Source organism: Salipiger mangrovisoli (genome assembly GCF_015223355.1).
Lineage (GTDB): Bacteria > Pseudomonadota > Alphaproteobacteria > Rhodobacterales > Rhodobacteraceae > Salipiger > Salipiger mangrovisoli.
Genome location: NZ_JADFFK010000012.1, coordinates 1 through 19,663, shown reverse-complemented (window position 1 = coordinate 19,663; position 19,663 = coordinate 1). Strand labels below are relative to the sequence as shown.

Sequence of the window (19,663 nt, the reverse complement as noted above, 5' to 3'; positions counted from 1 at the left end):
CTGTTTCAGCGAGGCGGCGGGATGCCCCAATCCGGAGGGGGCGGCATTGCTCCCGATATTCGTCTTGGGCGCCAAAAGCGGGGCTTGATCCCCAAGCTGCGTGGCACAATGATCGGCCTGGCTCCGTCGCGGGGCGATTGCTGGGGTTACGCATGCTGCCGAAAACATCACCGCTACGCCATTCAGGGTTCCGCAGGCTTTTTGCCGCGCAGATCCTCTCGTTGCTGGGAATCGGGGTGATGACGGTCTCGCTGTCGCTGAGCGCCTACGCGGTCGGTGGCACGGAATCGGGTGGGACGATTCTGGGCGGCATCTTGGGGCTGAAAATGATCGCCTACGTGCTGATCGCCCCCCTGGCCGAGGCACTGCTGTCGCGGCTGCCGCGCCGGGGCACGCTGGTGGCGCTCGATCTGGCCCGGCTGGCGCTGGTTGGCGCGATGGGCCTTGCCGGTGGCCCCTGGCAGATCGCGGCGCTGGCCTTCGTCTTCTTTGCCGTCTCGGCGGGGTTCACACCGCTCTTTCAGTCGGTGCTGCCGGACATGCTGCCAGAACCGGAGCGCTATTCCCGCGCGCTGGCCCTGTCGCGGCTGGCCTATACGCTGGAATCGATTCTGAGTCCGGTGATCGCCGGGGCGGCGCTGCTGCTGCTCGCGGCATCTGACCTGTTCTTCCTTGCATCAGCCTGTTTTGCCGGCTCGGCGCTGCTGCTGGTGCTGACGGCCTTTCCGGCCGGGGTCGCGCCGCTGAAGGCGCCTTTTCTCGATCGGCTGGGCAAGGGGGTGCGCATCTTCATTCACACGCCGCGACTGCGCGGGCTCTTCGTGCTGAACGTCGCCCTGTCGCTGGTCATGGCCTGGGTGATCGTTGACACGGTGGTCTTCGCCGGGGCGAGGCTAGGAGATGCCGAGCGTCACTACACAAGGCTCATGGCCGCGTATGGGGTCGGCGCGGCGCTCGGGGCGCTGGCGGTCCCGCGCCTCGTAGCATGGCTGGAGGAGCGGCTCTGCATGGCCGCGGGGGTGATCGGCTTTGCGCTGCTGGGCGGAGTCCTGGCCCTGCTGCCCGGCCTTCCGATGGCGGGTCTTCTGGCGCTCTGGGCGGGCTTCGGCGCGGTCTCGTCGCTGGTGCTGACACCGGGCGGGCTGGTGCTGGCGCGTTCGGCGCAACCGGGCGACCGGCCCGCCGTCTTCGCGGCGCAGTTCTCGCTCAGCCATGCGGGCTGGCTGCTGGCCTATCCTCTGGCCGGCTGGCTGGGCGCGGCGCTTGCCCCCGAGCATGCATTGGGGATCCTGGGGCTGGCCGCGGCGGCTGGCGCGCTGATGGCGCTGCGCGTCTGGCCGGCGCGCGACCCGCTGGCAAGGGCGCACGACCATCCGGAACTGCCCGGCGACCATCCACACCTGCAAGAGCACCCGGTGGCGGATGGCGGGCATCGGCACGCGCATGACTACCGGATCGACGCGTTGCACCCGCGCTGGCCAGAGGTCGGCTGAGCGGGCGGGCAGAGCCCTTTTCGCCCCTCGTGGTGAACGGCTCGGCTCATGCGAGCGCCCGGAATAGGCGCGGCGCATCGACCGGGCTTGAGCGCAGGGCTTCAGATTGCATCTCCGGGCGGCAAGCGTGAAGGTGGCGTGCGGAGGGCCCATGCGACCAGGCACGATTATCAGACCTTGTGAAATGCGCGATTACCGGGCGCTCAAGAGTTTTGACGAGTTCATCGGGGACCGCCGCATGGACATGCAACAAGGCAGCCTCATGGTCGCGACGCTGCAAGGCGCAGTCGCCGGCTATGCAAAGGTTGCGCCTTGCGACTTTTTGGGCTGGCCGCTGCTGTCGATCGTTTGTGTCTCACCCGCTGCGCGCAGACAGGGGATAGGTCGGGAGCTGGTGGCGGCTGCCACCTCCGCCTCGCGCTGGCTCCGGCTCTACACCTCCACGGAGGCGTCGAATTTTCCGATGCGGGCCCTCCTGCGAACCTGCGACGCCCGCGAAATCGGCTGTGCGGACGATCTCAACCTGTCGGGGGAGCGTGAGATCTTTTTCAGGCTGAAGTAGAACGCTGAAGCAAGGCGCGGGCACCCCGGCAACGACACCGAGCTGCGCGAGATGGCTGTCGGGTGTGATGCTGGGACGAGGCGGCGCCGAGCCCTGTGCCAAACCCTTGCAAGAAGGGCGCCCCGAGGGGCGCCCTTGTCACTGCATGCGGTACGGCGGCAGGTCAGGCCAGCCCTTCGGCCTGCACCCACTCCCAGCCGCGGTCGAGCGCGCGGCCGAGGCGGGCGAGGATCTGGTCGATGTCTTCCTCGGTGACGATCAGCGGCGGGCAGAGCGCGACGGTCTCGTAGACCGCGCGCAGGATCAGCCCTTCCTCGGCGCAGAATTTCACCACCTGCGGCGCGACCTTGCCCGCGGGCTCGAAGCTGAGGCGCTTTTCCTTGTCCTTGGCCAGTTCGATGCCGCCGATGAGGCCGACGCCACGCACCTCGCCGACCAGCGGGTGATCTGCAAATTTGCGCAGACCCTCCTGGAACTTTGCCTCTAGACGGGCGGCATTGCCCATCAGGTCCTGTTCCTCGATGATCTTCAGGTTCTCGAGGCCGACGGCGCAGGCGACGGGGTGGCCGGAGCCGGTGAAGCCATGCCCGAAGGTGCCGAGCTTGGCGGTGTGATCGGCGATGGTGTTGTACACCTTGTCGTTCACGATGATCGCCGCCAGCGGCATGTAGGACGACGTGAGCTGCTTCGAGGTCACCATGATGTCGGGCGTAAAGCCGTATTTCTGGCAGCCGAAGGGCGTGCCGCAGCGACCGAAGCCGTTGATCACCTCGTCCGAGACCAGCAGGATGTCATACTTGTCGCAGAGCGCGCGGATGCCCGGCCAGTAGCCCTCGGGCGGGGTCATCACGCCGCCGGCACCCATCACCGGCTCGCCGATGAAGGCGGCGATGGTCTCGGGGCCCTCGGAAAGGATCGTGTCCTCGGCCTCTTTCAGCAGGCGCGCGGTGAACTCGGCCTCGGTTTCGCCGTCCTCGGCCCACTTCCAGTAGTGCGGGCAGGTGAGGTGGGTCACCGGGATCGCCGGCAGGTCGAAATCCTTGTGGTTCGCCGGCAGGCCGGTCAGCGAACCCGAGGCGATGGTGATGCCGTGATAACCCTTGTTGCGGGCAAGGAACTTTTTCTTTTCGGGGCGGCCGAGCGCGTTGTTGTAGAACCAGACCATCTTGATGACGGTGTCGTTCGCCTCGGAGCCGGAGTTGGTGAAGAACACCCGATCCATGCCCTCGGGGGTCATCTCGGCAAGCTTCTCGGCCAGACGGATCGACGGCTCATGCGCCTTGTGCGCGAAGCTGTGGTAGTAGGGCAGCTCGGCCATCTGCTTGGCGGCGGCCTCGACCAGACGCGGCTGCGAGAAGCCGACGGCGACGGACCAGAGGCCGGCAAGACCCTCGATGTATTCCTTTCCCTCGGAATCGTAGACGTGGACGCCTTCGCCACGGGTGATGATCATCGGCCCCTGCTCCTCGTGGAGGCGCATGTTCGTGTAGGGGTGCATGCTGTGGGCAATGTCCGAGGCGTGCAGCGAGTTGGGGATCTTGTTCATCTGTTAACTCCGAATTCCAGTGTGACGCGCCATCAGGCTGCGCGCGGGTCCTTGCCGAGAAACCCTCCCATGAAGGAGGTCAGCGACGTGGTGAGGTCGGGCGACAGGTAGCCGCCTTCCTGCACGATCACCGTGGGGAGCCCCGCCTCGGCAATCCGGCGTCCCGCTTCGGCGAAACCATCGAAGCTCACCTTCATGCCGTCAAGGGGGTCATTCTCATGCGCGTCGAGGCCAAGGCTGACGACCAGCGCGCCGGGGGCATAGGCCCTGATCCGGTCGATGCCCTGATCGACGGCGGCGAGCCAGCCGGGTGTGGTGGTGCTGCGCGGCAGCGGCAGGTTGAGATTGAAGCCCTTGCCGTCGCCGATGCCGGTTTCATGGGCGTAACCGGTATAGAACGGGTAGTAGTCGTGCGTTTCGGCGTGGACCGAAACCATCAGCACGTCGGCGCGGTCGTAGAAGATCGCCTGCGTGCCGTTGCCATGGTGCACGTCGATGTCGAGCACCGCGACGTGGCTGTGTGCCCGGCGCAGGTGCTGCGCGGCGATGGCGGTGACGTTCATCAGGCAGTGCCCGCCGGCCACGTCGGCGGTGGTGTGGTGCCCCGGCGGGCGGCACAGCGCGTAGGCGGCGCGTTCACCCGCCATCACCGCCTCGGCGGCGGCCACGGCGCAATCGGCGGCGCGGCGCGTGGCTTCCCAGCTCTTCGGGCCGATCGGGGCAGAGGTGTCGGACATGTGCCAGCCGGCGCGGGCGACGATTGTTTCGGGGTAGGTGGTCACCGGCCCGCGCGGAAAGACGTTGGGCACCACCTCGGGGCCGGCATTCGGCAGCTTCTGCCACGCGTCCCACCCGGTTTCGAGAAAGCGCAGGAACTCGGCCGTATGCACCGCCTCGAGCGCGGCGCGCGGCGCCTCGGGCGGGCTGTCCGTGCCGAGGCCGAGCTGGTCCAGCCCCTTGAGCAGCAGCTTCGCGCGCTCGGCGCGCTCGGCGTTGCGCACCACCGTGCCGTGGGTGAGCCGGAAGCTCGGGTCGTGCCCCTCGGTTTCCGGGGCGTAGAAGCATTTCATCTGGCTCGACCTCCTTGGTGCAGTGTTTTTCTGCCCTTGGTGGTAGCAGGCCGCCCCTGCGCTTGTCGATGGAGCGCTCCGCAACATCCGGCCGGTGCGTCCTGAATGCCTGCTTGGCGGGCAGGGCGAAGGCTTTGTCCCCACAGCCCTTTCCATGCCGCTCGCCGCACTCTAGATTGGGCGCATGAGCCTCGCCGACGTCGTCGCCTCCGAGCTGCCGCCGCAGATCAACCCGGCCCTCCCGCCGCCCGCTTTCACCGCGGAGCAGGCCGGACACCTCATTGCCTGCCCGCTCTGCGACGCGCTGCACGAGGAGCGCGAGATCGCCACGGGCGAGACCGCCCGCTGCGCCCGCTGCCACGCGGTGCTGGAGCAGCCGCGCAGCATGGCGATGACCCGGATCATCATGCTCGCGCTCTCGGCGCTGGTGCTGATGATCGCCGCGATGTTCTTTCCATTCCTCGAGCTTTCCGTCGCGGGGCGGGTGCAGCGCAGCTCGCTGCTCGACACCATCCTCGCCTTCTCGAACGGGATGACCGCGCCGCTGACCATCGCCATGGCCTCGCTGATCGTGATCTTGCCGACGGTGCGCTTCCTGTCGCTGGTCTACGTGCTGGCGCCGATGGCCTTTGGCCACCGCCCGGCGCGGCACGCCGATTTCTTCTTCCGCCTCGCCGACCACCTGCGCCCCTGGGCCATGGCCGAGGTGTTCATCGTCGGCGTCGCGGTGGCGCTGGTGAAGGTGGCGGGGCTGGCGCATCTGTCGATCGGCCCGGCCTTCTGGGCCTTCGTGGCACTGGTGCTGGTCACCGTGCTGAAGGACAATTTCATGTGCAGGGTCACCGTATGGAAGACGCTAGAGACGCGCCGGTCCTGACCGCGCGCCGCGCGGGCATGATCGCCTGCACCGAATGCGGCAAGGTGCATGTGCCGGGCCCCGAGCGCTGCGACCGCTGCGGCTCGCGCCTGTCGAGCCGCGACGAGACCTCGCTGCAGCGGGTCTGGGCCTGGCTGGGGGCGGGGCTGGTGATCTACGTGCCGGCCAATGTCTACCCGATGCTGAAGACCACGCTGCTGGGCAAGACCACCAACAGCACGATCTTCGGCGGGGTGGTCGATCTCGTGCACCACGGCTCCTACGGCATTGCCGGGATCGTCTTCTTCGCCTCGATCATGATCCCCGTCGCCAAGTTCATCGCCATCGCCTACCTGGCGCTGAGCGTGACCCACCGGGTGAAGCTCTCGCCCGGCAAGCGCCAGCATCTCTACGAGGTGGTGGAATTCGTCGGCCGCTGGTCGATGATCGACGTCTTCGTGGTGGCCATCCTCGCATCGCTGGTGCAACTGGACTTCGCCGCCGCGATCAATCCTGGAATAGCAGCGATCAGTTTCGCGCTTTCCGTTGCATTCACAATGCTTTCGGCGCAGAGCTTCGACCCGAGGCTGATCTGGGACGCGAGTGAGGAACCCGAGCAATGAGTGATCCGAAACCGGCCCAGATGGAGATCGAGCCCAAGCGCCGCTCCGTCTGGCGCAACCTCTCGCTGGTCTGGCTGGTGCCGATGGCTGCCATCGCGGTGACGCTGTTCATCGCCTGGCAGAGCTTTGCCGAACGCGGCGCGAAGATCGAGATCACCTTCGAGAACGCCGCCGGGATCACCGCCGAAGAGACCACCATCCGCTACCGTGACGTGGTCGTCGGAACGGTCGAGGACGTGGTCTTCTCGGACGACCTGGCCGAGGTGCGCGTCACCGCGCGGATCGACCGCAACGTGGCGGATTCGCTGCCGTCTGACGCAGAGTTCTGGGTGGTCCGCCCCGAGGTCTCGACCTCCGGGATCACCGGGCTCTCGACCGTCCTCTCGGGGGTCTACATCGAGGCGGGCTTCGCGCCCGAGGAGGGGGCCACTGCGCGCAGCTTCCGCGGCCTCGACACCAGCCCGCTGGTGCGCCCCGGCGTGAAGGGCACGCGCATCACCATCCGCGCCGATGATGGCACGCAGCTCTCGGCCGGCGCGCCGATCTTCTACCGCGGCATCGAGGTCGGCCGGATCGAGACCCCGCGGCTGCTCGAGCGCGGCAACGGCGTCGTCGTCGATGCCTTCATCGAGGCCCCGAACGATCGCCGCATCACCACGGCAACGCGGTTCTGGGACACCTCGGGCTTCTCGGTCAACATCGGCCCATCGGGTCTCAACCTCTCGGTCGGCTCGGTGGCCGCGCTGATCCGCGGCGGGATCGCCTTCGACACCGTGGTCTCGGGCGGCAACGCGGTGCCGGCGGGCTACGCCTTCGACCTCTACGATGACGAGGCGGCGGCCCGCGACAGCCTGTTCTCGGAAAGCATTTCCAACGCGGTGGAGCTGACCGCCGAATTCGACGAATCCGTGCGCGGGCTCGAGGTCGGATCCTCGGTCACCTACCGCGGGCTGCGCGTTGGCCGGGTCACCGCCATCGGGGCTTTCATCGACGGCGAGGGCGAGCAGCAGACCGTGCGCCTGCGCACCACGCTCTCGATCGATCCCCGCGCGCTGGGGCTCGAGGAAGAGGCGCCGCAGTCCGACACCATCGCCTTCCTGTCCAACGCGGTGAAGAACGGGCTGCGCGCCCGGCTGGCCTCGCAGAGCCTGTTCAGCCAGTCGCTGGTGGTCGAACTGGCCGAGGTGCCGGACGCCGAGCCCGCGACCTTCGGCGTCTTCGCCCAGGACGCGCCGCTGATCCCCTCGGTCGAGTCGGACCTGCCGGACATCACCGCCACCGCCGAGGGCCTGTTCCAGAGGATCAACGACCTGCCGGTCGAGGACCTGCTCGACCAGGCGATCGACACCCTGGCCTCGATCGAGAACTTCACCGCCAACCCGCGTCTGCGCGACGCCCCGGAGGCGGTGATCGGCCTGCTCGAAGACGCCCGCGGGCTGATCGGCAACGAGGAAATCCAGGCCATTCCGGGCGAGCTGCGCGGCACCGTCGCCGAGCTGCGCGGGGTGATCGAGGACATGCGCGCCGCCGGCGCGGTGCAGCAACTGGTGTCGACCCTCGAGGCGGCCGAGGCCGCGGCAGAAGAGGTCACCGGCGTGGCGGGCTCGGTGGATGAGAGCATGGCCGGCGTGCCCGACCTGCTCGCCGATCTGCGGGCGCTCACTCAGAAGGCCACGGCGCTCGACCTGGAAAGCTTCCTGGCCGATGCCGGGCAGTTCCTCGACGGGGCGGGCAAGCTCGTCGACCAGGACAGCACCCGCCAGCTGCCCGCCGATCTCTCGGCCATGCTGCAGGAGGCGCAGGGCGCGCTTTCCGAGCTGCGCGCCGGCGGGGTGATCGAGAACACCAATGCCACGCTGGCCTCGGCGCGCGACGCCGCCGCGGCGGTGGAGGAGGCGGCGGCCACGCTGCCCGACCTCTCGGCGCGCATCCAGCGCCTCGTCGCCGAGGCGGAGCAGGTGATCAAGGGCTATGACGGCAATTCTGCCTTCAACCGCCAGACCGTTTCGGCCCTGCGCGAGGTGCAGACCGCCGCCGAGGCGTTGAACAAACTTGCCCGCACGATCGAACGCAACCCCAACTCGCTGCTCTTCGGCCGCTGACAGGAGACCCCGAATGCGCCTCAAGACGACCCTCCCGCTTCTGCTGCTGCCGCTTCTTGCCGCCGCCTGCGGCTCCGAGCCGCGCTACCGGATGGAGACCGCCCCGCCCACCGCCAGCGTCCGTCTCGCCGTGGGCACGCTCGAAGTGCGCGAGGTCTCGCTGCCGGCCTATGCCGATGCCTCCGAGATCCTGCTCGAAGAGACCTCCGGCGCGATGAACCAGGTCGAGGGTGCGCTCTGGGCCGACGATCCGCGCCGCGCGATGACCCAGGCGTTGGCCGAGCGCCTCGGGCAGATCAGCGGCGCGACCGTGGCCGCCGAACCCTGGCCGCTCGAGGAACCGGCGCAGGCGGCGGTGCATGTGCGCGTGTCCGAGGCGGTGGCGAGTGAGGCGGGAACGTTCCGGCTCAAGGGGCAATACGCGCTGTCGTCCTACGACAGGGTGATCCGCGAACGCGTCAACCGCTTCGAGATCACCGTACCCTTGGCCGCGGCCAGCGCCGCCGGAATCGCCGCGGCGGCGGGCAGTGCCACCGACCAGCTCGCCACCCGCATCGCCAGCGACCTGGCGCGCTGACCCCTTGCCGCGCCCGGCACCGGCGCGGCAAGGGCGTATTTGGAAAGAGAAGAAGCGGAGGCCTCTTCTTCTCTTCCAAAATACGCCGGGGGAGCCCGCAGGGCGGGGGCGGAGCCCCCTCGTCGCGCGATCCGGGATTGCGCCGTTGCACCTTCCCGCGGGTTGCGCTTATGTCCGGACATGACCCTTTCGACGCTCTCCCTCCGGATGATCCTCACCACCGGCTGCCTGCTGGTTGCGGGCAGCCTTGGCGGCTGGCTCGCGCAGTTGGCGCATCTGCCGATGCCCTATATGCTCGGCTCGCTCTTCACCTCGGGTGCCGCGGTGGCGCTGTTCCACCGGCGCGCGCTGGCGGACTACGCCTTTCCGATGCGGTTCCGGACACTGTTCATCGGGCTCATCGGCGTGATGATCGGCACGCAGGTCACGCCCGAGATCTTCGCGCTGCTGCCCGAACTGCCGCTGACCCTGTCGATGCTGGCCGCCTTCGTGGTGCTGGCGCAATTCGGCAACTTCCTGATCTTCCACCGTCTTGGCGGCTATGATCGGGCAACGGCCTTTTACGCCGGCGCGCCGGGCGGGTTGATGGAAAGCCTGGTGCTCGGCGAGAGGGCGGGAGCGGATCTGCGGCTGCTGACCGCGCAGCAGTTCCTGCGCATCATCCTGGTCATCTCGATCCTGCCCTCGGCGCTGTCGCTGTGGGTCGGTCATCCGGTCGGCAGCGCCGCCGGCCAGAGCGTCATGCCCACGGGGCCCGCCACGGCGGCGGAGCTGCTCGTGGTCGTTCTGGCGGCGCTCGCCGGGCTCTTCGTGGCCTCGAAGATCAAGCTGCCGGCGGGGCAGATCACCGGGCCGCTGCTGCTCTCGGCGGCGCTGACCTTGTCCGGCCTAGTGGACATGCACCTGCCGTTCTGGCTGATCGCCGCGGCGCAGGTGGTGGTGGGCAGCTCGCTCGGCGTGCGCTTCACCGGCATGACCGCGGCGATGCTGCGGCGTTCGGCCGGGCTCAGCTTTCTGTCGGTGCTGTGGATGCTGGCGCTCGGCGGCAGTTTCGCGCTGGGGTTGACCTGGGCGACCGACATCCCGTTCCTGCACCTGATGATCTCCTATGCGCCGGGCGGCGTCACCGAGATGTCGATCATCGCGCTGTCGCTTGCCGCCAACCCGGCGCTGGTCAGCCTGCACCACGTGGTGCGCATCCTGCTGACCGTGGGGGTCATGGTGATTGCCGAGAAGCGCCTGCCGCTGCACCAGCCGGGCGAGTAAGAGGCAAGAGCCTTCGAAGGCTCTTGCAAATCTCTTCGAAGAGATTTGGCCGGCGACGGCGGGTTCAGCCTGCCGCTTCGGCCTTCTCCGCGAGTTCCAGCCATTCCTCCTCGGCGGCGGCGAGCTTTTCCTGCCGCTCGTCCAGCGCCTCGGTGGCTTTCTTGAACTTCATCGGCTCGCGGGTGAAGAGCTCGGGGTCCGCCAGCAGCCCTTCAAGCTTGCCGATCTCGGCGGTCAGCCGGTCGATCAGGCCGGGCAGTTCCTCCAGCCGGTGCTTGTCCTTGAAGCTCATGCCCTTCTGCTGCGCCTTGGGTTTCGGCGCGGCGGAGCTGTCCTTGCCGGGCTTGGCGACGGGCTTCTCCTTCGGTGCGCTCGCCGCCTCGGCCTCGGCCTTCTGCGCCTGGTAGTCGCTCCAGCCGCCGGCGTAGGCGACGGCACGGCCGTCGCCCTCCATGGCGATGGTCGAGCTGGCCACCCGGTCGAGGAAGTCGCGGTCATGGCTGATCAGCAGCACGGTGCCGTCATAGTCTCCGAGCAGGTCCTGCAACAGGTCGAGCGTTTCCACGTCGAGATCGTTGGTCGGTTCGTCGAGCACCAGCATGTTGCTTTCGCTGGCCATGATCTTGGCCAGCAGCAGCCGGGCCTTCTCGCCGCCCGAGAGGGACCGCACGGGCGCGCGGGCCTGGCGCTCGTCGAAGAGGAATTCCTTGAGGTAGCCGACGACATGCTTGGGTTGGCCGCGTACCAGCACCTGGTCGGCCTTGCCGGAAACGCGCATCTCGGGATCGCCGGTGAGGCTTTCCCAGAGCGTCATCTCGGGGTCGAGCCGGGCGCGGGTCTGGTCGAAGATCGCCGGCATCAGGTTGGTGCCGAGCTTGACGCTGCCGGCGTCGGGCGCGATCTCGCCCATCAGCATGCGGATGAGGGTGGTCTTGCCGACGCCGTTCGGACCGACAAAGGCGACGCGGTCGCCGCGCATCACGGTCAGCGAGAACTCCTTGACGATCTGCTTGTCGCCGAAGCCCTTGGTGAGCGCCACGGCCTCGATCACCTTCTTGCCCGAGGTCGGGCCAGAGGACAGCTCCATTGCCGCGGTGCCCTGGCGACGGATCTGCGACGAGCGCTCTGCGCGCAGCGCCTGCAGCGCGCGCACGCGGCCCTGGTTGCGGGTGCGGCGGGCCGAGATGCCCTCGACCGCCCATTTCGCCTCGGCCTTGATCTTGCGGTCGAGCTTGTGGCGGGCCTCGTCCTCCTCGGCCCAGGTCTTGTCGCGCCAAACCTCGAAGGCAGCGAAGCCCTGCTCCTGACGGCGCACCGCGCCGCGGTCGATCCACAGCGTGGCGCGGGTGAGGTTCTCGAGGAAGCGCCGGTCGTGCGAGATCAGGACGAAGGCCTTGCGGGTGCGCTTCAGCTCGTCCTCGAGCCAGCCGATCGCGTTGATGTCGAGGTGGTTCGTCGGCTCGTCGAGCAGCATGACGTCCGGGTCCTGTGCCATCAGCTTGGCGAGCGCGGCGCGTCGGCGCTCGCCGCCCGAGGCGGTGGCGACGGGGCGGGCGGGGTCGAAGCCGAGCCCTTCGCCCGCTGCCTCGACCTTGTACATTTCCGCCGGGCCGAGGCCCTCGGCGGCATAATCGCCCAGCGTCTCGAAACCCGAGAGGTCCGGCTCCTGCTCCATGTAGCCCACCGAGATGCCCGGCGGCACGATGCGCTCGCCGGTGTCGGGCTCGACGAAGCCCGCCATGACCTTCATCAGGGTGGATTTGCCCGAGCCATTGCGGCCGACCAGCGCGACGCGGTCGCCGGGCTGGACGTTGAGCGAGAGGCCGGAAAACACCGGCTCGCCACCGAAGGTGAGCGCGATGTCGGAGAGCTGGAGAAGGGGTGCCTGTGCCATGCCCAGAGCGCTAGGGCCGCGCCGGGGAAAGGTCAAGTGGGCGCGTGAGGAGGTCAGGCGGGCCGGTGGCGTTAACCTTGCCTTCAAGGCGCCTGAGCTATGCGGAAGGACATGGAACCGCTTTGTCTCGCCCGTCTCGGATTGCTCGGAAACCCGCTGCGCGTCACGGTGCTGCGGCTGCTGATCCGCCATCTGCCGCATCCCCTGGCTGCGGGCGATCTGGCGCGCGCGCTGGCGGTGCCGCCCTCGACGCTCTCGGCGCATCTGGCGGCGCTCTGCGACGCGGGGCTGCTGGTGCAGCGTGCGCAGGGGCCGCTGCGGCTCTACCACGCGGTGCCGGGCGCGCTGGCGCATGTGATCGACTGGCTCGGGGCGGATGTGGCGCTGGGGCGGGCCGGCGCGGTGCCGGAGCGCGAGGTTCCGGGCAGGCGCAGGTCGGCCAGGGCGCGGCTGCTGTTTCTCTGCTCGGACGGCGCGCTGCTGTCGCCGCTGGCCGCGGCGCTGGCGCGGCGGCGGCTCAGGGGCGGGGCGCGCGTGTCGGCGGCGGGCGCTGACCCCGCCTGTGCCTTCGATCCGCTGCTGCTGGCGCTGCTCGGGGTCTGGGGACTGCCGCCGCCCGGCGACGTTCCGCGCGGCGCGATGGAACGGGGTGCGGATATGGTGATCGCCCTCGACACCGTCGCGGCGGATGCCCTGCCGCTCGGTTCGCAAATGCCGCCGCCGGTCTGCGCCTACTGGCCGCTGCCGCGGGCGGGTGCGGGCCGGGTGATCCCGCGCGCGGTCGCGCTACACGCCGCCATGTGCGCCCTCGAGCCGCGGCTGGCGGCGCTGGCGCGGCTGCCATCTGGGTCCGCTCCGCGCGAGGCCGTGCAGGCGGCGCTCGACAGCCTCAGTTCAGGTCTTCCAGAAGTTGCCCGTGCTGCCGGGTCTGCGCCAGCACCGCGCCGAAGGTCGCCATTCCCTGCGCTTCCAGCATCGGCAGCATCCTGACCAGCACCTCGGCGGTGGCCTGCGCATCGCCGAGCGCGGTGTGCCGCCGAGCGGGGGGGATGGACACGGAGAGCCGGTCGCAGAGCGCATCCAGCGTGTGGGTCTGGCTCGCGCCGAAAAGCACCGCCGACAGCAGCACCGTGTCGAGGATCGGATTGGTCCAGTCGATCCCCATACGGGACTGGTGGCGGCGCAGGAAAGCCATGTCGAAGGGCGCATTATGCGCCACGATCACCGCGTTGCGGGCGAAGTGATGAAAGCGCCGCCCGGCCTCGGCGATGTCCGGCTGGCCGTGCACCATGGCGTCGGTCACCTTGTGCACCCTGGTCGAGGATTGCGGGATCGGGATGCCGGGATCGACCAGCTGGTCGATCTGCTCGCCGGGAACGATGCGCCCGTTCACGACCCGCACCGCACCGATCTGCACCACCTCGTCCTTGTGCGGCAGCAGTCCCGTCGTCTCGGTGTCGAACACCACGTAGGTCAAGGCCCGCAGCGGCGTGTCCTCCAGCGCGGCAGGGGCCGGTGCGGTGAGCAGCGAGAAGTCGAAAACCATCGGGCGCTCGGCCTGTGGCGGAAGGCGCGCCTCGGCCTCTTCGATGATCAGCAGATAGCCGCCTGCGTCGAGCGGTTTCATCCGCCCCAGGTAGCTTTGCGCCTCGTCGACCGAGCGCAGGGTGAGCGTGACCTCGCGGCCGGTGCGATGCATCTCGCGCACCGCGGCTTCGACCCCGGCTGCGAGGAAATAATCGGTCACCGCCGCGTCGAGCCGCGGCACGTGGATCTGGGCGAGCACCTCGGCGGCCTGCCCATCGTAGAGCACGATGCGGCCATTGGGGCTGACCATGAGGGTGGCCACGGGGATCTCGGTGAGCAGGGCGGTCAGCCGTTCCTTGTCGGCGGCGAGCTGCGCGGTCTCCTCGGCCACCCGCTGCGCCGAGGCCAGCGCGGTTTCCGTCAGCCGGGCCGAGACCGCCTCGGCCGCATGCGCCAGATCGCCGAGGTAGCGCGCGGCATGGGTGTCCACCTGCCGCTCGACCCCCGCATGCGCGCGCACGCGCATCTCCGAGGCGATGCGCTCGACCGGCTTGGCGACATTCTCGTCGAAGAGCAGCCAGACGCCGACGGTCAGCGCAGTCAGGCCGAAGATGGCAAGAATGCCGGCAAAGACAAAGCCGTTGCCGGGCGTGGTGCCGAGCGCGCGCCCGTAGCCGAGCCAGAGCGCCAGCGCCATGATCCCCGCACCGCCGACCGCAATCAGGACGAAGAAGAGGAAGATGCGCAGGCGCAGGCTCAGATGGGTCACGTGCGCGCCTCCGGGCAGACCGCGGCGACGATGCTGTCCTCGGACCCGACCTCGCGCCAGCGCGGCGTGCCGCCATCGCCGCCCATGGGGTCGGCGCGGCGTCCGCCGGGGCAATCGACCATGACCTCGACCACCTGCGTCGGCTGCCAGCGCGCGAAGAAATAGAGATCGGCGAGGTAGAGGCCCGGCGTCTGCGCATTTTCGCGCCGCCCGCCGGCGTTCACCGCGATGAAGCGGTCGGTCATCGGGACGGCATAAGTCCACGGCCGCCAGAGCGCCGTGGAGGCATGGGTCTCGACGATCTCGAAGCCCTCCGGCAGCGATTGGGCGGTGCTGCCGTACCAGCTGTATTCGCTGGCGATGGAGGCGATCAGCATCGCCGCCCCGGCTCCCAGGGGGATCATCCAGCGCGGCAGCCGTCCGCCCGTCGCGCGACTGAGCAGCATCACCACGCCGGCCCCGGCAAGGCCGGCCACCAGCACGGCAATCAATTCGTAGAACATCTCTCCCCCCTCAGGTCCCTAGCCCAGCATGCCGCGCCCGTGACCGATCGACGATTGCATCGACTTGATCACCACGAAGGCGTCACGCAGGTGGCTGCGCTCGAAATCCGACAGGTCGGACGGCGCCAGATAGTTGTCGGGCTTTTCGCCGCGCTTGACCAGAGCTGCCTGATGCTCAAGGCGGGTTTCGGCAATCAGATCATAGGCATCGAGCAAATCCTGACCGCCCGAGCCGGAAACGGTGCCGGCGGCGATCGCCGCCTCGATCCGGGCGCGGGTGCCGGCTTCGGGCACCCGTGCCTGCAGCGCGTAGACCCGCGCCAGATCGACCACGGGCACCACGCCGTTGTGCTTGAGATCGACGGTGTTCTTGTGCTCGCCCGAGCGGATCGTGGCAAAGCCGCGCAAGAGGCCGAGCGGCGGGGTGTGCTTGAGCGAGTTGGAAATCATGTGGGCGGTGAAGATCGAATTCCTCGAGGCGGCGTCCAGCGTCTCGGCCTGCAGGTCCTCGAACAGCGACTTGCTGCCGCCGATGGGCCGCAGGTCGAACATCACCGAGGCCAGCATCTGGGCCTCGGGGTCGGGCGTCTCGATCCAGCCCCGGAAGTACTTGCGCCACACCGATTGCGTCTGCAGCCAGCGCGGGTTGGTCGCCATCATGTCACCAGGGCAGTAGAAATATCCCGCTTTATCAAGGCCGTCGCAGACAAACTTCGCCATCTCCGCGAAGTATTCCATGTCGCGCTCGGTGGCGCTGTCGTCGAGGATCATGCAATTGTCCTGGTCCGACACGCCGGTCTGTTCCTGCCGTCCCTGCGAACCGCAGGCCAGCCACAGCCAGGGCACCGGGGCCGAGCCCAAGTCCTCCTCGGCCAGCGCCAGCAGGCGGCGGGTGACCGTGTCGGCGATGTCGGTGATCAGCCGCGTCGTCACCTCGTGGCGATTGCCGTTGGCGACGAGCTGCGCCAGCAACTGCGGGATGCGGGCGGTGGTCTCGGCCATCTGCTCGGGGCTGCGGGCGCGGGCGATGGCGGCGACCAGCTCGGCCGAGCTGACCGCCTGGAAGCGGGTGAGGTCGGTCTGGGTGACGATGCCCACTAGCCGCCCGGCGTCGGTGATCGGCACATGGCCGATGCCGCGTTCGACCATCGTGTGCAGCACGTCCGAGCCGATCGCCGAGGGCGGCAGGGTGACCGGCGAATGGGTCATGATCTCGGAGACGGGGACGTTGATGTCCATGCCGCCCGCAACCACCTTGGCCGAGATGTCGCGGATGGTGACGATGCCGATGAGGTCGCGCCCCTCGGTGACGCAGAGCGACGACACCGCCTCTTCGCGCATCATCAGGGCCGCTTGCTGGGCGGGGGTCTCGGGGGGCACGGTGAGCGGGGCGCGGGCCATCAGCGTCTCGACCCGGCTGTGCGCGAGGTCGGACTTGCGCGGCCGCGCGGCGCGCGAACGGTCGAAGAAGCGGCGGGCGGCGGCATGTTCGGCCACCAGCTCGCGGAAGGCATAGGCGGGCAGCAGCAGCAGCACCGTGTCATCGAGCGAGCTGGCGGTGGTGGCAGCCAGGCCCTCGCGCATCAGCCCGCGCTCGCCGAAGGAATTGCGCGGACCCAGCAACGAGACGGCGACGCCGTTCTCGTCGCGAATCTCCACCTGGCCGCTGTGGACGAGGTAGAGCCCCTCGAGTTGCGCGCCGACGGCGTAGATTTCCTCGCCCGGCTTGTAGCTGCGCGTGAGGAACTGCGGCACCAGCACGTCGAGCGCATCGGTGTCCAGCGCGTCATAGGGGTGCACCGAGGTCAGGAAACGGCGCAGGTCGTCGGGCTCAATCGGCATTTTGGCGCTCCGGTGGTGCGATAAGGGGCAATCGCGGAAGAAAAAATCCCGCCCCGGCATAGCGCGGGACGGGACATTTGCCTAGGGCGAGGGCGCGCCTGCGCCCCCGCGCGGGGTCACCGCTCAGTGATCCTGGGCTGCACCGGCACCGCGCGGAATGCGCACGCTTTCCACCAGCTGCGAGATCTCGCGCGGGATCGGCTTGCTCATCGCCGAGACCGTGAAGGCCACCACGAAGTTCACCAGCGCCCCGACTGCGCCGAACGAGGTCGACTTGATCGTGCCGAGCATGGGATCGGCGTCCGAGTAGCTCGCCGTGTCGGGGATGAAGAACCAGCCCTTGTGCAGGAAGATGTAGACCAGGGTGACCAGCAGGCCGGCGATCATGCCCGCCACGGCGCCCTTGTTGTTCACCTTCGAGAAGATGCCCATCATCAGCGCCGGGAAGATCGAGGCAGCGGCAAGGCCGAAGGCCAGCGCCACGGTCTGCGCCGCGAAGCCCGGCGGGTTCATGCCAAGCCAGGTCGCGACGGCGATGGCCACGGCCATGGCGACGCGGGCCGACATGAGCTCGCCCTTCTCGGAGATTGCGGGGTTGATCTGACCCTTGATCAGGTCGTGGCTGACCGCCGAGGAGATGGCGAGCAGCAGGCCGGCGGCGGTCGACAGCGCGGCGGCAAGACCACCGGCAGCGACGAGGCCGATCACCCAACCCGGAAGGTTGGCGATCTCGGGGTTGGCGAGCACGAGGATGTCGTTGTCGAACTTGGTCAGCTCGTTGCCGGCCCAGCCTTCGGCCGTGGCCTTTTCCTGCATCGCGGGGTTCTTGTCATTGTAGTACTGGATCAGCCCGTCACCATTGGTGTCGTTCCAGGTCAGCAGACCGGTCTTCTGCCAGGTTGCCATCCAGTCATAGGCCGGGTCGTTCTCGATCTGCTCGATCGAGACGGCCTTGCCCTCGGTGCCTTCCGGCCAGAACTGCTGGGTGATGTTGAGGCGTGCCATCGCGCCCACGGCCGGGGCCGTCAGGTAGAGCAGGGCGATGAAGACCAGTGCCCAGCCGGCGGACCAGCGTGCGTCGGCCACCTTGGGCACGGTGAAGAACCGCATGATAACGTGCGGCAGGCCGGCGGTGCCGATCATCAGCGACAGGGTGAAGAGCACCATGTTGAGCGTGTCGCCGTTGTGGGCGGTATATTCGCCGAAGCCCAGCTCGCGCACGATCTGGTCGAGCTTGGCCAGCAGCGGCTCGCCCGAGGCCTGGTCGGTTCCGAAGAGGCCGAGGCCGGGGATCGGGTTGCCGGTCAGCTGCAGCGAGATGAAGATCGCCGGGATGGTGTAGGCGAGGATCAGCACGACGTATTGCGCGACCTGCGTGTAGGTCACGCCCTTCATGCCGCCGAACACCGCGTAAGCGAAGACGATCACTGCGCCGATCAGCAGGCCGGTGGTGCTGTCCACCTCGAGGAAGCGGCCGAAGGCCACGCCGACGCCGGTCATCTGGCCGATCACGTAGGTGGTCGAGGCGATGATCAGGCAGATCACCGCCACGAGACGCGCGGTCGGCGAGTAGAAGCGGTCGCCGATGAATTCCGACACGGTGAACTTGCCGAACTTGCGCAGGTAGGGCGCAAGCAGCAGCGCCAGCAGCACGTAGCCGCCGGTCCAGCCCATCAGGTAGGCCGAGTTGTCATAGCCGGTGAAGGCGATGAGGCCCGCCATCGACAGGAAGGAGGCCGCGGACATCCAGTCCGCCGCCGTCGCCATGCCGTTGGTGACCGGGTGCACGCCGCGCCCGGCGGCGTAGAATTCCGACGTGGAGCCCGCGCGGGCCCAGATCGCGATGCCGATGTAGAGCGCGAAGGAGGCGCCCACGAACAGCAGGTTGATGGTGAACTGATCCATGGCGCCTTACTCCTCGTCCACGCCGTATTCACGGTCGAGCTTGTTCATCCGCCAGGCGTAGAAGAAGATCAGCGCCAGGAAGACGATGATGCTGCCCTGCTGGGCGAACCAGAAGCCTAGGTCGGACCCGCCGACCTTGATGCCCGAGAGCATCGGGCGCAGCAGGATGCCGAAGCCGAAGCTGCACAGCGCCCAGATGACCAGGCTGATGTAGATGAGGCGCAGGTTGGCCGACCAGTAGGCCTTGCCGGCCTCCTCGGCGCCATGCGCATGGTGCGTTGATTGATCCGCCATGGCGGTTCCTCCTCCTGAAAATGCAGCCGCCCCTCCTTTGAGCGGCCGTCGACGGTCAGCCCGTCGCTTTCTCCACGATCGCGCCGAGCCCGGCGGCGACCTCCTCGATCCTGCCCATCGCGTCGATGCGGCTCAGGGCGTTCTTGCCTTCGTAGTAGCCGATGAGCGGGGCGGTCGAAGCGTGGTAGGCCTCGAGCCGCGAGGCCACCGTTTCCGCCTTGTCATCGGCGCGGCGCTTCATTTCCGTCGCGCCGCAATTGTCGCAGACGCCGTCCTCTTTCGGCGTCTTGAACCTGTCGTGATAGCCCTCGCCGCAGGCGCCGCAGGTGTAGCGGCCCGAGATCCGCTCGACCATGGCGGCATCGTCCACCTCGAGGCTGATCGCTGCGTTGATCTTCTGCCCGCTCTCGGCCAGCAGCGCGTCGAGCGCCTCGGCCTGCACCGTGGTGCGCGGGAAGCCGTCGAGGATCACACCGCTGGTGCAGTCGGGCGCCTTGATGCGGTCGCGCAGGATGGCGATGACGATCTCGTCGCTGACCAGCCCGCCGGCCTCCATCACCGCCTTGGCGGCCTTGCCGGCCTCGGTGCCCTGCGCCACGGCGGCGCGCAGCAGATCGCCGGTCGAGAGCTGCACCAGCCCGTACTTGTCCTCGAGCTTGCGCGCCTGGGTGCCTTTCCCGGCCCCCGGAGGGCCGAGAAGGATGAGCACGGGGGCGCGGGTCACGGTGGTTGCCTCCATCTCGCTCACCCCTTGTTCGCGCGGTTTTCGATGAGGTCGTCGACGACCGAGGGGTCGGCGAGGGTCGAGGTGTCGCCCAAGGCGCCGTAGTCGTT

General features: G+C 68.4%; 17 protein-coding genes. 8 read left to right on the top strand and 9 right to left on the bottom strand.

Features of this window, described 5'->3' with window-relative positions:
• Window positions 1-152: 152 nt before the first annotated feature.
• Together IQ782_RS16110 and IQ782_RS16105 are read left to right on the top strand one after the other, a co-directional pair.
• The gene (locus tag IQ782_RS16110; RefSeq protein ID WP_194135688.1) at window positions 153-1,493 is read left to right on the top strand and encodes an MFS transporter; all 1,341 of its coding nucleotides are present in this window, start codon (window positions 153-155) and stop codon (window positions 1,491-1,493) included.
• 184 nt (window positions 1,494-1,677) lie between these two features.
• Window positions 1,678-2,055, top strand: a complete 378-nt coding sequence (locus tag IQ782_RS16105) for a GNAT family N-acetyltransferase (protein WP_194135687.1) — start codon at window positions 1,678-1,680, stop codon at window positions 2,053-2,055.
• A 163-nt stretch (window positions 2,056-2,218) separates the two neighbouring features.
• On the opposite strand, the gene IQ782_RS16100 is transcribed toward IQ782_RS16105, so the two are convergent.
• Together IQ782_RS16100 and IQ782_RS16095 are read right to left on the bottom strand one after the other, a co-directional pair.
• Window positions 2,219-3,601: an aspartate aminotransferase family protein gene (locus IQ782_RS16100; protein ID WP_194135686.1), complete on the bottom strand. Its 1,383-nt coding sequence runs from the start codon at window positions 3,599-3,601 to the stop codon at window positions 2,219-2,221.
• A gap of 32 nt (window positions 3,602-3,633) precedes the next feature.
• Entirely contained in the window at window positions 3,634-4,671 is a 1,038-nt protein-coding gene (locus IQ782_RS16095; RefSeq protein ID WP_194135685.1) for a histone deacetylase family protein, read from the bottom strand.
• A 184-nt stretch (window positions 4,672-4,855) separates the two neighbouring features.
• Between IQ782_RS16095 and IQ782_RS16090 the strand changes: the two genes are divergently transcribed.
• The 5 genes from IQ782_RS16090 to IQ782_RS16070 all read left to right on the top strand — a co-directional run bounded on the left by IQ782_RS16090 (window position 4,856) and on the right by IQ782_RS16070 (window position 10,095).
• On the top strand, window positions 4,856-5,548 hold the full coding sequence (locus tag IQ782_RS16090) for a paraquat-inducible protein A (protein ID WP_194135684.1): 693 nt from the start codon (window positions 4,856-4,858) through the stop codon (window positions 5,546-5,548).
• Window positions 5,518-6,150 carry a paraquat-inducible protein A gene (locus IQ782_RS16085; protein WP_194135683.1) on the top strand — a complete coding sequence of 211 codons (633 nt, stop codon included), beginning with the start codon at window positions 5,518-5,520 and terminating at the stop codon, window positions 6,148-6,150. The genes IQ782_RS16090 and IQ782_RS16085 overlap by 31 nt, the downstream gene beginning before the upstream one ends.
• Window positions 6,147-8,252 carry an MlaD family protein gene (locus IQ782_RS16080; RefSeq protein ID WP_194135682.1) on the top strand — a complete coding sequence of 702 codons (2,106 nt, stop codon included), beginning with the start codon at window positions 6,147-6,149 and terminating at the stop codon, window positions 8,250-8,252. Before IQ782_RS16085 ends, IQ782_RS16080 begins: the two co-directional genes overlap by 4 nt.
• 13 nt (window positions 8,253-8,265) lie before the next feature.
• Complete coding sequence (locus IQ782_RS16075) at window positions 8,266-8,829, top strand: PqiC family protein (protein ID WP_194135681.1); 564 nt, start codon at window positions 8,266-8,268, stop codon at window positions 8,827-8,829.
• Between the two features lie 180 nt (window positions 8,830-9,009).
• Complete coding sequence (locus tag IQ782_RS16070; RefSeq protein ID WP_194135680.1) at window positions 9,010-10,095, top strand: AbrB family transcriptional regulator; 1,086 nt, start codon at window positions 9,010-9,012, stop codon at window positions 10,093-10,095.
• A 64-nt stretch (window positions 10,096-10,159) separates the two neighbouring features.
• Here the strand turns inward: IQ782_RS16070 and IQ782_RS16065 are convergent, their stop codons facing one another.
• A complete protein-coding gene (locus IQ782_RS16065; protein WP_194135679.1) occupies window positions 10,160-11,989 on the bottom strand; it encodes an ABC-F family ATP-binding cassette domain-containing protein in 1,830 nt (609 codons plus the stop codon).
• Window positions 11,990-12,100: 111 nt separating this feature from the next.
• On the opposite strand from IQ782_RS16065, the gene IQ782_RS16060 reads away from it, so the two are divergent.
• Complete coding sequence (locus IQ782_RS16060) at window positions 12,101-12,979, top strand: ArsR/SmtB family transcription factor (RefSeq protein ID WP_194135678.1); 879 nt, start codon at window positions 12,101-12,103, stop codon at window positions 12,977-12,979.
• Here the strand turns inward: IQ782_RS16060 and IQ782_RS16055 are convergent.
• The 6 genes from IQ782_RS16055 to IQ782_RS16030 all read right to left on the bottom strand — a co-directional run bounded on the left by IQ782_RS16055 (window position 12,879) and on the right by IQ782_RS16030 (window position 19,568).
• A complete protein-coding gene (locus IQ782_RS16055) occupies window positions 12,879-14,285 on the bottom strand; it encodes an exonuclease domain-containing protein (protein WP_338092596.1) in 1,407 nt (468 codons plus the stop codon). The two genes, IQ782_RS16060 and IQ782_RS16055, sit on opposite strands and share 101 nt — an antisense overlap.
• Window positions 14,282-14,788, bottom strand: a complete 507-nt coding sequence (locus IQ782_RS16050) for a hypothetical protein (RefSeq protein ID WP_194135677.1) — start codon at window positions 14,786-14,788, stop codon at window positions 14,282-14,284. Before IQ782_RS16050 ends, IQ782_RS16055 begins: the two co-directional genes overlap by 4 nt.
• An 18-nt stretch (window positions 14,789-14,806) precedes the next feature.
• Window positions 14,807-16,630 (bottom strand): DUF294 nucleotidyltransferase-like domain-containing protein, encoded by a 1,824-nt coding sequence (locus IQ782_RS16045; RefSeq protein WP_194135676.1) that lies wholly within the window; start codon window positions 16,628-16,630, stop codon window positions 14,807-14,809.
• 123 nt (window positions 16,631-16,753) lie between these two features.
• Window positions 16,754-18,535: a sodium:solute symporter family protein gene (locus IQ782_RS16040; protein ID WP_194135675.1), complete on the bottom strand. Its 1,782-nt coding sequence runs from the start codon at window positions 18,533-18,535 to the stop codon at window positions 16,754-16,756.
• 6 nt (window positions 18,536-18,541) lie between these two features.
• The gene (locus tag IQ782_RS16035; RefSeq protein WP_194135674.1) at window positions 18,542-18,829 is read right to left on the bottom strand and encodes a DUF4212 domain-containing protein; all 288 of its coding nucleotides are present in this window, start codon (window positions 18,827-18,829) and stop codon (window positions 18,542-18,544) included.
• Between the two features lie 55 nt (window positions 18,830-18,884).
• A complete protein-coding gene (locus IQ782_RS16030; RefSeq protein WP_194135673.1) occupies window positions 18,885-19,568 on the bottom strand; it encodes an adenylate kinase in 684 nt (227 codons plus the stop codon).
• Window positions 19,569-19,663 lie beyond the last annotated feature (95 nt).

Bases quoted from the DNA above. Each gene is read 5' to 3' on its own strand.
- IQ782_RS16065 (WP_194135679.1), bottom strand. From the start codon at position 11,989: ATGGCACAGGCACCCCTTCTCCAGCTCTCCGACATCGCGCTCACCTTC.
- IQ782_RS16050 (WP_194135677.1), bottom strand. From the start codon at position 14,788: ATGTTCTACGAATTGATTGCCGTGCTGGTGGCCGGCCTTGCCGGGGCC.
- IQ782_RS16105 (WP_194135687.1), top strand. From the start codon at position 1,678: ATGCGCGATTACCGGGCGCTCAAGAGTTTTGACGAGTTCATCGGGGAC.
- IQ782_RS16085 (WP_194135683.1), top strand. From the start codon at position 5,518: ATGGAAGACGCTAGAGACGCGCCGGTCCTGACCGCGCGCCGCGCGGGC.
- IQ782_RS16090 (WP_194135684.1), top strand. From the start codon at position 4,856: ATGAGCCTCGCCGACGTCGTCGCCTCCGAGCTGCCGCCGCAGATCAAC.
- IQ782_RS16030 (WP_194135673.1), bottom strand. From the start codon at position 19,568: ATGGAGGCAACCACCGTGACCCGCGCCCCCGTGCTCATCCTTCTCGGC.
- IQ782_RS16075 (WP_194135681.1), top strand. From the start codon at position 8,266: ATGCGCCTCAAGACGACCCTCCCGCTTCTGCTGCTGCCGCTTCTTGCC.
- IQ782_RS16060 (WP_194135678.1), top strand. From the start codon at position 12,101: ATGGAACCGCTTTGTCTCGCCCGTCTCGGATTGCTCGGAAACCCGCTG.
- IQ782_RS16040 (WP_194135675.1), bottom strand. From the start codon at position 18,535: ATGGATCAGTTCACCATCAACCTGCTGTTCGTGGGCGCCTCCTTCGCG.
- IQ782_RS16100 (WP_194135686.1), bottom strand. From the start codon at position 3,601: ATGAACAAGATCCCCAACTCGCTGCACGCCTCGGACATTGCCCACAGC.
- IQ782_RS16095 (WP_194135685.1), bottom strand. From the start codon at position 4,671: ATGAAATGCTTCTACGCCCCGGAAACCGAGGGGCACGACCCGAGCTTC.
- IQ782_RS16080 (WP_194135682.1), top strand. From the start codon at position 6,147: ATGAGTGATCCGAAACCGGCCCAGATGGAGATCGAGCCCAAGCGCCGC.
- IQ782_RS16110 (WP_194135688.1), top strand. From the start codon at position 153: ATGCTGCCGAAAACATCACCGCTACGCCATTCAGGGTTCCGCAGGCTT.
- IQ782_RS16035 (WP_194135674.1), bottom strand. From the start codon at position 18,829: ATGGCGGATCAATCAACGCACCATGCGCATGGCGCCGAGGAGGCCGGC.
- IQ782_RS16070 (WP_194135680.1), top strand. From the start codon at position 9,010: ATGACCCTTTCGACGCTCTCCCTCCGGATGATCCTCACCACCGGCTGC.
- IQ782_RS16045 (WP_194135676.1), bottom strand. From the start codon at position 16,630: ATGCCGATTGAGCCCGACGACCTGCGCCGTTTCCTGACCTCGGTGCAC.